The 11610-nt window shown below is 35.1% G+C and carries 10 protein-coding genes; 8 read left to right on the plus strand and 2 right to left on the minus strand.

Annotated features, from left to right (window positions below; genetic code table 11):
* The first annotated feature begins 57 nt into the window (after positions 1-57).
* The gene (locus ACFOZ1_RS00700) at positions 58-783 is read left to right on the plus strand and encodes a CAP domain-containing protein (protein ID WP_390194819.1); all 726 of its coding nucleotides are present in this window, start codon (positions 58-60) and stop codon (positions 781-783) included.
* Between the two features lie 46 nt (positions 784-829).
* On the opposite strand, the gene ACFOZ1_RS00705 is transcribed toward ACFOZ1_RS00700, so the two are convergent.
* Complete coding sequence (locus tag ACFOZ1_RS00705) at positions 830-2794, minus strand: cellulase family glycosylhydrolase (RefSeq protein ID WP_390194821.1); 1965 nt, start codon at positions 2792-2794, stop codon at positions 830-832.
* 222 nt (positions 2795-3016) lie between these two features.
* Between ACFOZ1_RS00705 and ACFOZ1_RS00710 the strand changes: the two genes are divergently transcribed.
* The 5 genes from ACFOZ1_RS00710 to ACFOZ1_RS00730 all read left to right on the plus strand — a co-directional run bounded on the left by ACFOZ1_RS00710 (position 3017) and on the right by ACFOZ1_RS00730 (position 7597).
* Positions 3017-4168: an MFS transporter gene (locus tag ACFOZ1_RS00710; protein ID WP_390194823.1), complete on the plus strand. Its 1152-nt coding sequence runs from the start codon at positions 3017-3019 to the stop codon at positions 4166-4168.
* Between the two features lie 18 nt (positions 4169-4186).
* Positions 4187-5092: an AEC family transporter gene (locus ACFOZ1_RS00715; protein ID WP_390194825.1), complete on the plus strand. Its 906-nt coding sequence runs from the start codon at positions 4187-4189 to the stop codon at positions 5090-5092.
* A gap of 213 nt (positions 5093-5305) precedes the next feature.
* Entirely contained in the window at positions 5306-6103 is a 798-nt protein-coding gene (locus tag ACFOZ1_RS00720; RefSeq protein ID WP_390194827.1) for a basic amino acid ABC transporter substrate-binding protein, read from the plus strand.
* Between the two features lie 118 nt (positions 6104-6221).
* Positions 6222-6878, plus strand: a complete 657-nt coding sequence (locus ACFOZ1_RS00725) for an amino acid ABC transporter permease (RefSeq protein ID WP_390194829.1) — start codon at positions 6222-6224, stop codon at positions 6876-6878.
* On the plus strand, positions 6875-7597 hold the full coding sequence (locus tag ACFOZ1_RS00730) for an amino acid ABC transporter ATP-binding protein (protein ID WP_390194831.1): 723 nt from the start codon (positions 6875-6877) through the stop codon (positions 7595-7597). The genes ACFOZ1_RS00725 and ACFOZ1_RS00730 overlap by 4 nt, the downstream gene beginning before the upstream one ends.
* 135 nt (positions 7598-7732) lie before the next feature.
* On the opposite strand, the gene ACFOZ1_RS00735 is transcribed toward ACFOZ1_RS00730, so the two are convergent.
* Positions 7733-9238: a NarK family nitrate/nitrite MFS transporter gene (locus ACFOZ1_RS00735; protein WP_390194833.1), complete on the minus strand. Its 1506-nt coding sequence runs from the start codon at positions 9236-9238 to the stop codon at positions 7733-7735.
* A 174-nt stretch (positions 9239-9412) separates the two neighbouring features.
* On the opposite strand from ACFOZ1_RS00735, the gene ACFOZ1_RS00740 reads away from it, so the two are divergent.
* Together ACFOZ1_RS00740 and argC are read left to right on the plus strand one after the other, a co-directional pair.
* Entirely contained in the window at positions 9413-10327 is a 915-nt protein-coding gene (locus ACFOZ1_RS00740) for a fumarylacetoacetate hydrolase family protein (RefSeq protein ID WP_390194835.1), read from the plus strand.
* 233 nt (positions 10328-10560) lie between these two features.
* Entirely contained in the window at positions 10561-11598 is a 1038-nt protein-coding gene (gene argC / locus ACFOZ1_RS00745) for an N-acetyl-gamma-glutamyl-phosphate reductase (RefSeq protein ID WP_390194837.1), read from the plus strand.
* Positions 11599-11610 lie beyond the last annotated feature (12 nt).

Below are 11610 nucleotides of genomic sequence, written 5' to 3' on the forward strand. Positions count from 1 at the left end.
AAAGAAATTGTACATATTAATGGTGAGAAATCACTATGAACATGGAGGAATTCCTATATGTACAATAAATTATGTTTGTCGGTAGTGTTATTAGGTTTGCTTACATTAGTTGCATGTAATAATGAGTCATCTTTACCACCTGAGGATGATAATTTAAATCCAGAGTATATTAGTTTTTCGGGTGAAAATGAGACACAGATGGAGAATCAATCAAGAGCAAATCAAGGTAATAAGATTCCTGTAAACCCGGGAAGAGAGCAAAATATCTTTACAGAACGTGAATATGATACAAACTTCAATTATCGTTTTGAGAACAGTAATACAGAGGGGCAAGAAAGACAACAGCGTGCATCAGATAATACAAATGATAAGGAAATAGAGCAACAAAATAATACTTCACAAGCGACCAATCAAGTAGTTCAACAAGTCATTGACTTAACAAATGATGCCAGACAACGAAATGGTGTCAGTGCATTGCAGATGGATAATGTCTTAAATAATGTCGCGCAAACAAAATCAGAAGATATGTCTGATAATAATTATTTCTCACATACTTCACCGACATATGGCTCTCCTTTTGATATGTTACGAATATTTGGAGTAGATTATACAAAAGCATCGGAAAACATAGCAGCAGGCCAAAAATCAGCAGAAGAAGTTGTACAAAGTTGGCTTAATAGTGAGGGACATCGCCGCAACATGTTAGATCCTGATGTGACACATATCGGTGTAGGATTTGACAATGATGGGAACTATTGGACGCAAATGTTTATAAAAAAATAGAAGAAAGCCTCTCCTACAAGATGATGTAAGGGAGGCTTTTTGTTATTTATTCCAGACTTATTTTTCTCTTTTTTGCAATAAACATTGTAATAAAACCAATTGAAATGACCAATAGCCCAATTAGAATATATGCAAACATAGATGTAGCAGTATTAGGTAACGTGCTTCCATTTTCCTCATTATTTAAGGACGTATCATCAGTAACTGTATTAGATGGTGGGTTCGAATCATTATTATTCGTATCTTCAGCTGTCTTATCTACAGAATTGTCATCATTTGCACTCGGCTCTGATGGTGTGGATGGCTTAGTTGGTGTTTCAATAGGTTGATCTGTAGCTCGACCAATTACTTGATCGCCACTTTTCTCTATATAATACGTAATTTGTTCCCCGCTCCAGAAATGGAAGGTTAGAACGATTTCTCCATCTTCTGTTTCTTTAAAGAAATTTTCTTGAAGACGAATCGTTCCATTTTCGTAATTCGGTGAAAAAGTGTAATCAAATTCTTTAAATCCTGTCCAATTTTGTGGGCCTGCGATACTACCATCTGCATAATATGCTTCCATTGTAGCCAACTGGTCTCCATTGAATGCTGTTGGGATAAGAAATTCCATTGTTCTACCAGTAGTATCCTGCAATAACGGTGTAGTATAAGAAATAATATCAATATCCCATGTAAAACCATTACTAAAATGCATTGTAACTGTTTCGATAATTCCTGTATTATTATCGTTCATGATAGTAGACAAAAATGATGCAGTAAACGTAACAGTACTCTCTGCAAAAGTATAATCTACACCTTCAGTTAGTTCCGTATCATTCATTACCATTTTATCAAAAGTCGTTCCATTTAGAGTAATTGGAATGGTGTGCTCACTAATATCATTGTTTTGTTTTAAATAGATGAAGTTATCGTGAACATGGGCAGACCGAGTAGACCAGCTTGTTTGCATCATCGAGAATAATTCTTCATCTTGCCATTCGAGTGTGTTTCTGTCTAAATGTTGTCCATTATCCCATAACATGTGGACAAGTTCTTTTTCTTGTGCGTAATGAATCATGTGCTCAAAAAACTTTAACTTTTCGCCTTGTTGAATGACACCAGTATGACGGTCGAAACCTAACAAGCCAAATTCTCCAATGACAACAGGTATGCCGTTTTTGATAAAGGTATCATGTACACGGTCAAATACTTGATGAATCTCGTCTTTTGTCGCTTGATCAAAACGAGTATGACCAGCGATGTTCACACTAAATGGCCAAAAGCCATAGTAATGTACTGTTGCGATAATATTTGGGTCATGGAGTTGTTCAATATACGTAGCTAATGCATCTAATTTTCCTTGATCAGATGCCGTGTGGTGTGTTGGCAATACTAATGGACGGATGTCATTTTTCCCACCAGATTGACGAACAACATCATAAAAAATATCATTTAATTCATTAATAAATTGCTGACTTTCTTCATCAGATGTACTAAATCTCGGTTCATTAATGCTTTCGAACATGAGCTCGACTGGGTAATCTTTAAACCGTTGACTCAGTTGTGTCCAAATCGCTTCATATCGAGCGACAGTCGCATCGTGGTCATTTACCATACCTGACTCTAACCATACCCATGAATCATGATGGATATTTATCATCACATGCATCCCAGCATCTAAAGACCAGTTAATGGTTTGTTCAACACGACTTAGGAAATCTTCGTCAATCGTGTAGTCGGGTGCGTCACTCATACGTTGATCAAAGGTGATTGGAATACGGATACTATTAAAGCCTTCGGATGCGATTGTATCAATCAGTTCTTTTGTAACGAAGGGATTGCCCCATGCGGTTTCGTCTGTACCGACAGCGTCATATGTGTTACCCAAGTTCCATCCTGGCTGCATTGCTTGTGTGTATTCATTGATGTCAATGGTTGAAGTAGTTTCTGCAGATGTCGTGATGTTTGTAGTAATAAGAAGTGTAAAAATGGTAAAAGTAATCGTACAAATGCTTTTGAAAATACTCAATACAATTCCTCCTATTTTAATTAGTTAAGTTATAGAAAGCGCTTTCTAAAAAAGCATAACACAATACGAACTCAGAAAAATACATACAAATTTAGATCTATTTTCATGTAAAAACAAGAGGTTTTACTTTTGTTTTTGCTCTTCTCTTATTAGATGATAGCGCGTATAATAGGAAGTTAAGTCAAACGGATGAATACGCAGCTGAGAGGAAGGGCGAAATTTGTGACAAATACAGAATCGACAGTACCATTAAAAATGTTGTTATTTTATTTTCATGCGGCAAACACAGTTATTGTTAGTTTTTTACCATTGTACTTACAATATCGCGATTTAAGTAGTGTAGAGATTGGGTGGATTATGGCAATTGGCCCTTTTATATCTATTATTTCGCAACCATTTTGGGGATATATGAGCGATAAATATCAAACAGTTAAAAGAATGTTAATGATTTGTTTGATTGGTGTCTTAATTAGTAGTACATTTTTTTTACAAATGGCTACATTACCATTGTTAGCTACACTTGGTTTTGCTTATTATTTTTTTGCATCACCGATTGGAGCACTTGGGGATAGTTTAGCGCAAAGAAGGGCAGATCAATTAGGGATATCTTTTGGTGCAATACGTACATGGGGATCGATTGGATTTGCAGCATCCTCTCTGATTGTAGGACAAGTATTATCTATTGTTGGGATTCAATTTATAGTATGGCCTTATTTATTATTAGCAGGTGCAGCTTTCTTATCTAGTATGAAGCTTACAGATGCAAAGGTGAAGAAAAGACCAGTTCAGTTCTCCGATGTTCGTCACTTAATGAAGAAAAAGCCATTTATTATTTTCTTATTTATCATTACGTTTATTACAATTACGCATCGGGCCAATGATAGCTTTGTTGGTATTTATATTGCCGAACTAGGTGGCTCAGAAAGTTTGATTGGTTTTAGTTGGTTTCTAGGTGTAGCAAGTGAAGCACTTGTATTTGCAACAGCGGGAAAATGGTTTAAGAAATATCATCCGCTTATTTTTATGATAAGTGCAGGATTCTTGTATAGTATACGGTGGTTTATATATGCGAGTGCAGATGATCCAATGCTGATTGTCGGATTACAATTCTTACATGGTCTTACATTTGGTGTCTTCTACTTAACAGCATTCCAATATGTCACAAGATTGATTCCAATGGTCATGCAATCAACAGGACACTTAATATTTGTTGCGGTCTTCTTTGGGATATCTGGAATTATTGGATCATTGTTTGGTGGAACATTGATGGATACATTTGGTGGTGACACATTGTATTTATATATGGGTATTTTATCTAGTATCGGTTCTTTAACTATGTTACTATATCACGTGTTACCATATGGAAAATCATAAGACAAAATAGGTGAGAATATGCAATTTATAAGTGTACTACTCCCGATATTTAGCATTTTTGCAATCGGTTATATCGGAGTAAAGTTTCTACGTGTAGATATTAAATCGATTTCAACAGTGACATTATATTTGATGTCTCCGATACTTGCTTTTCAAACATTCTATGTTAACCAGTTAACAATTGACTATGTATACTTAGGTGGCTTTTTATTTGTATTATGTATGATTAGTTTACTGTTCTGTTATGTAATCGGATATATTAGAAAATGGAATAATAGCGAGAAGAGTGGGTTTATACTAGCTTCTGTATTTATGAATAATGGGAATTATGGGACACCGTTAGTATTACTTGTATTTGGTGAGCAAGGTTTTCATTACGCCATTATATTAATGGTATTACAGACACTGATTATGTGTACGATTGGGATTTATGTAGCGGCAAAAGGTGGAGCATCAGAAACAAATGTAAGAATATCACCATTAAAAGATGTTATTAAAGTACCGATTGTCTATGGTGCAATAATAGGAATTGTTTGTAATATGAGTAATATCCAAATAAGTGAGCAAATGATGACAGCAATTAATATGGTGGCAGAAGCGACGATTCCAATTATTATGATTGTGTTAGGTATGCAATTAGCAAAAATTAAACTTCATGATTTAGAATTTGGTAAATTGTCCTTGGCAGTTGTATTTCGTTTAATTCTTGCACCAGTTATTGCGTATTTTATCACATTGCCATTACCTCTAGATGAGATGGTGAAGGATATATTAGTACTAACTGCAGCAATGCCAACAGCAGCCAATACAACCATGTATGCATTACAATTTGGTGCTAGACCTAATTTTGTCTCTAGTGCAACACTAGTTACGACTGTTCTAAGCATTGTTACATTACCAATTCTTTTAATGATTATTGTATAAGAAAGAGGAAAAGGTGTATCTTATGGTTAGGAATACACCTTTTCTTTTTAATTGGAGGAAATGACATGTTGATGTATATAATATACATTTTGAAATAAGAATTATCAGAAAATTTAAATAATTATTTTCTGAGTAAAACCTATTGTAATTTGCATTAATATGCTATATTATAATGATTATTAAATGTATAAATAATAACTGGAGTGAATATTTATGAATAAATGGATGATTGGTATTATTGCAACATTTGTTATATTTATGTTAGCCGGATGTGGCTCTTCTGATGAAGGAGATAATGGAGCTAGTGAAGGAAAAGAACCCATTAAAGTTGTAACAGAAGCAGGATTCATGCCGTTTTCTTACTTAGATAAAGGTGAATTGGTTGGTTTTGACATTGAATTAATTGATGCTGTATTAAAAGAAGCTGGAATTGAGTATACAATCGAAAATGTAGGATGGGAATCGATGCTAGCTGCTGTTCAGAACAAAGATGCAGACTTAGCAATCGCAGGTATTACAGTGGATGACGATCGTAAACAAACATATGATTTCTCTAGTTCATACTTTGAATCTACACATAAAGTAGTTTTTCGTGAAGGAGAAGCAATTACTAGTGGAGAAGATATTAAAGAATTAAAAGTCGGTGTACAGGCAGGAACGACTGGATCAAAAGCTGCTGAAAAAATCATGGGAGAGAACCACCCGAATATCTCTAAATATGATTCCAATACATTAGCATTTATGTCCTTACAATCAGGAGATGTGGATGCTGTTGTAACAGATAATATTGTAGCAGATGAATATGTAAACAATAATCCAGATGCAAATGTGGAAATGATTACAGATCCAGAAACATTTGACTCAGAATTTTACGGAATTATGTTTCCAAAAGGTAGTGAGTTAGTGGAACAAGTAAACACAGCACTACAAACATTAATGGAAAATGGAACATATGAAGAATTATATAAAAAATGGTTTGATGCAGATCCAAATATGGATGCATTGCAGTAAGTGAGCAGTGATACCATAAGCGTAACGGTAAAATCGTTGCGCTTTTCTGTCGTTTATCCCCTGTACATAAGGGAAAATAGTGAACAAATGATAATATGGAAAGAAAGGGGTCTTATGAATGGACTTTCGGTTTGAAATTATAACAGAATATATGCCGTTTTTCTTAGAAGGTATGATGCTCACCATTTTACTCTCCGTCGTAGGGGTGTTAGTTGGATGTATATTAGGGTTTTTTATTGCTTTAGGTAAGATGTCTCCAGTCTTACTTATACGTTTTCCATTTACATGGTATATTAACTTTTTAAGAGGGACACCACTACTTGTGCAATTATTTCTATTTCATTATGCTGTATTACCAGCACTTTTAGGTGATACAACGGCAGTGACATCTGTTATTGTAACATTGTCACTTAACTCATCCGCATATGTTGCAGAAATTTTCCGTGCAGGATTACAATCTATTGATAAAGGTCAAAGTGAAGCGGCACATTCTTTAGGTATGAACAAATTCCAAGTGATGCGTTATGTATTGTTGCCACAAGCATTTAAACGATCTATCCCGCCACTCGGAAATGAATTTATTGTTTTATTAAAAGATTCCTCTCTCGGTGCGATGATTGCAGCGCCAGAATTATTATATTGGGGAAGAGCAGCTGCTAGCCAATATTTACGTGTTTGGGAACCATATTTAATGGTGGCACTTATTTATTTAGTATTAACACTCTCTCTGACCTATTTACTTAATTATTTAGAAAGAAGGTTTGATGTGAAATGATCACTGTAAAACATTTAAAGAAAACCTTTGGAGATTTAGAAGTATTAAAGGATATCAATGTTGAAATTAAACAAAAAGAAGTTGTTGTAGTAATTGGGCCATCCGGTTCAGGTAAATCAACATTATTACGCTGCTTGAATTTAATCGAATCAGTGACAGATGGTACGGTAACGATAGATGGACAAGAAATAACAGACAAAAAAATTGATATCAATAAATTACGGGCAGAAGTCGGAATGGTATTCCAACAATTTAATCTATTCCCGCACAAGACCGTATTACAGAACATTACATTACCAATGATTACTGTTCGTAAGTGGAAAAAACAAGATGCCGAAGCAAAAGCAATGGAGTTGCTTGCGAAAGTAGGACTACAAGATAAAGCGTCAGTTTATCCTGACTCCTTATCAGGTGGACAAAAACAAAGGGTAGCAATTGCTCGTGCGTTAGGTATGGAGCCGAAAATTATGTTATTTGATGAACCAACTTCTGCACTTGATCCTGAAATGGTTGGAGAAGTATTAGAAGTAATGAAGCAGCTTGCAAAAGAAGGAATGACAATGGTAGTTGTCACACATGAAATGGGATTTGCTAGAGAAGTTGGAGATCGAGTGATCTTTATGGATGATGGGTATGTAGTAGAGGAAAACGAACCAATCGCATTATTCCAAAATCCACAACACGAACGAACAAAAGCATTTTTGAGTAAAGTTTTGTAGGTTTATGTGGAGACACTGACTTAAACTAATAAAATAAACCAATGCCCTCAGCAAGAAAGTATGCACTTCTTACTGAGGGTATTTTTCGTATGGAATAAGATTATGAACTTACATTTTTTACAACTATTTTTGTTTCTAAGCTTCTTTTCTTATAGGTATAGGTGGTGAAATGTTTTTTTGCTCTTGTTGCTCTTCCTCTGTTAAATAATATTCTTCCCCGAATGAATTCTTAGGTTCCTCTAGCATAAAATAACAAATAACAAAACTAACAAAAGCACCTGTAGCTAAAATAAAGAAAAATTGTTGTGGAGTAACAAATGTATATAATGTTAAATAAATAGTTGAACCAACATTTCCGTATGCACCAGACATTCCTGCAATTTGACCTGTGACTCGCTTTTTAATCATTGGAATGACAGCGAAAGTAGCACCCTCTGCTCCTTGAATAAACATAGATGTCAAGATAGTAATAGTGACTGCAAGGATAAGTGGCCAATTGGAATTCATTAATCCCATTAGAAGGAGTCCGAAAGTAATTCCAACCATATATACTAACATTACTTTTCTTCGACTGCCCATCCGATCTGATAATACACCGCCAAGTGGTCTTGCGAGTAAATTAACAAAGGCAAAAGAGGATGCAATCATTCCCGCTTGTGCTGGAGTTAGAGAGAATGTGAATTGAAAGAACATTGGTAACATAGAAACAATGGCTAATTCAGCACCAAAGTTTGCGAAATACGTACTATTTAATGCAGCAACATTTTTAAATTTATATTTATCTTGCTCAGGTACTCCAACCTTTAATATAGGTACATTCACCTTAAGGATGGCATATACTTGGTAGATTAAAACAAGAATAATAGTTGTATAAATTGCATAAAGTACATTCGATGTAATAAATCCTAGTCCTTCTAAACGCCAAGCACTAATCGCCACAGCTCCACCTAATGGTAATGTCCAAATAATTAGCTGAACCATATCGCCCCAGCTGCTTACTTCTAGTGCTGCTGCCTTTTTTGGCCTAACTAATTTCTTGCCTTCAGGTGTGTCACGAATGAAAATATAATAAATGATACCATAAACGAAACAAAGAATCCCTGTAAATGCTAATGCATAGCGATACCCTTGTTCCCCACCAAGAACCGTTAGAGCAAACCATGGTAACAAAATTGCCGCGGCAGCAGATCCAAAGTTCCCCCAACCGCCATAAATACCTTCAGCAAAACCGACGTTTTTTGGAGGAAACCATTCAGCAACCATACGTATACCAATAACAAAGCTTGCACCAATACTCCCTAATACTAGTCTTGATATCATCAATTGGCTCCAACTATCTCCAAATGCAAAGATAATAGCAGGAATAGACATCGTAATTAGAAGGCCTGAATAGACGATTCTCGGACCGAACTTATCTAGCAATTGTCCAATTATTATGCGGGCAGGGATTGTTAATACAACATTACAAATACCGAGAGCAGCAATGTGTTCTTTCGTTAACCAATTCATATCTGCCATCATTGTTGTTGCAAGTGGCGCCATACTAAACCAAGCAAAAAAAGATACAAAAAAGGCAAACCATGTAAAATGTAAAACTTTTATTTGCTCATTCTTAAACTGAAATAATTCTACTATTTTCATTTCATACACTCCTCATTCAAGTAAATATAGTGTTATTTTTACATGGTTCATTCATTATGTCTGAACTGTTGTAAGATTCATTTACAAGTTTTTTGTTTTTCAAAGAAAGAACTTTAGCGTGTAAAGAACGAAGGTGCCGTGATAAAATAGAAGGAAAAAGAGGAGGCGTGTCATATGAAGTTAGTTAATTATCGTTTGCTATATGATTTTGCTGAGGAGCGCATCGGTCTTTTTTGGAAGGATTGTATAGTGGATGTAGCATCAGCATATAAGGAATATCAAAAGACGATAAATGCTCCGAGTATCTATACATTACCGAGTAATCCTACAGCCTTTTTTGCGCAAGCGAATGTACATATTGAGTTATTGATGAATGCCTATAAGTATATTCAGGCAAATACGGTAAAGGCGACTTACAAAATGGAAGATGTTCGTTTATCTACACCTGTTCCAAATCCATCTAAAATAATTTGTGTCGGTGTCAACTATGCCGATCATGTGAAAGAAATGGGTAGTGAAATATCACCTTTTCCAGTGTTATTTTCTAAATTTAATAATGCATTAATTGGTCCAGAGGATGATATTCATAAGTCTTCTTTAACAGAAAAGTTAGATTATGAGGTCGAGCTTGCATTAGTAATTGGGAAAAAAGCTTCTAAGGTGAATGAAAGTGAGGCGCTTGATTATATTGCTGGATATACGATTGCAAATGATAGTTCAGCAAGGGATCTGCAAAAAAGAACGGTACAATGGTTACAAGGAAAATCATTAGACCATTCCACGCCAATTGGTCCGTGGATTGTGACAAAAGATGAATTACAAAATCCATCTAACCTGAGTATTCAGTCATATGTGAATGGAGAGCTTAGACAATCATCCAATACGAAACATTTAATCTTCACTGTGCCATTTCTGATTCGATTCATTTCTGAATTAATTACGTTAAATCCTGGCGATATTATCTTAACAGGGACACCTGATGGGGTGGGGATGGGGATGAACCCACAATCATTTCTAGAAGATGGTGATATTGTGAAGGTAGAAATTGAACATATTGGCGCAATGCAAAATAAAATAAGCCAACAATAATGAGTATGACACGCAAAAAAGGGACTTTTCTAAATAATTAGGGAAGTCTCTTTTTTGTATAGAAGTCTCATCATGCTATAAAAACGAAAAGTATACAGTATAAGTATAACTTGAATTTCCGCTATTCAACTTTGGCGAAAAGTCAAGTTTTTCTAATATTCCATATTGCATATAAATACATTATGAAGTATAATTATAAAATATCAGAAACGGAAAATGTAGGGGGATTTAATGTGAATGTTGCAATAGTAGGCGGAACTGGATACGGGGCAGTTGAGTTGCTTCGATTTTTATACAATCATCCACATGTAAAAGTAGCAAAAATAATTTCACATTCTAATAGTGGTATACCTTTTAGTGAGGTATATCCACATTTAACTAATATTGTAGATTTAGAAATGGAAGCATTAGATGTAGAAAATTTAGCGAAAGAAGTCGATGTGGTTTTCTTCGCAACACCTTCTAATGTTAGTAAACATGTTATTCCAAGCTTAATAGATTTAGGCGTGAAATGTATTGATTTATCTGGAGATTTTCGATTAAGAGACGGTGGTTTATACAAATCGTACTATGGGGAAGACATCGCAGAAGAGACGTATATTCAACAGGCGGTATATGGTTTGTGTGAAATAAATAGGCAAGAGATTAAAGAAGCATCCTTAATCGCAAACCCAGGTTGTTACCCTACAGCTACTACTTTAGGGATCATTCCAGCACTGTCTAAAGGAATCATAGATAAGAAACAAATCATTATTGATGCCAAAACTGGTACAACAGGTGCAGGTAGAAGCTTAGCACAAGGATTTCATTTTTCAGAGATGCAGGAAAATTTTAAAGCATATAAATTAGGTGTGCATAAGCATATTCCTGAAATAGAACAAGTATTATCAGATGTGGCTAATACAGAATTACAAGTTACGTTTACACCACATGTTGTTCCGATGACAAGAGGAATTATGAGTACGATATATGTGGATTTAAAGGAAAAGTTATCAACAAAAGAGGCAATCAATTTATATAAAGAATTCTATCGAAATGATCCATTTGTAAGAATAAGAGAAGAAGGAACTATTCCGCAGACAAAAGAAGTATTTGGTAGTAACTATTGTGATATTGGTCTGTATGTAGATGAGAGAACAGGTAAGTTAATTATCGTATCTGTGATTGATAATTTAGTTAAAGGGGCTTCAGGCCAAGCAATTCAGAATCTGAATATAATGAATGGATGGGATGAGACGACTGGGCTGACACAGTTGCCGATCTATCCATAAGGAGTGAAAAAA

The organism is Gracilibacillus marinus, from assembly GCF_042651725.1.
Lineage (GTDB): Bacteria > Bacillota > Bacilli > Bacillales > Amphibacillaceae > Gracilibacillus > Gracilibacillus marinus.

Excerpts from the sequence above, each read along its gene's own strand:
- ACFOZ1_RS00700 (WP_390194819.1), top strand. The coding sequence starts at position 58 with ATGTACAATAAATTATGTTTGTCGGTAGTGTTATTAGGTTTGCTTACA.
- ACFOZ1_RS00715 (WP_390194825.1), top strand. The coding sequence starts at position 4,187 with ATGCAATTTATAAGTGTACTACTCCCGATATTTAGCATTTTTGCAATC.
- ACFOZ1_RS00720 (WP_390194827.1), top strand. The coding sequence starts at position 5,306 with ATGAATAAATGGATGATTGGTATTATTGCAACATTTGTTATATTTATG.
- ACFOZ1_RS00725 (WP_390194829.1), top strand. The coding sequence starts at position 6,222 with ATGGACTTTCGGTTTGAAATTATAACAGAATATATGCCGTTTTTCTTA.
- ACFOZ1_RS00730 (WP_390194831.1), top strand. The coding sequence starts at position 6,875 with ATGATCACTGTAAAACATTTAAAGAAAACCTTTGGAGATTTAGAAGTA.
- ACFOZ1_RS00735 (WP_390194833.1), bottom strand. The coding sequence starts at position 9,238 with ATGAAAATAGTAGAATTATTTCAGTTTAAGAATGAGCAAATAAAAGTT.
- ACFOZ1_RS00740 (WP_390194835.1), top strand. The coding sequence starts at position 9,413 with ATGAAGTTAGTTAATTATCGTTTGCTATATGATTTTGCTGAGGAGCGC.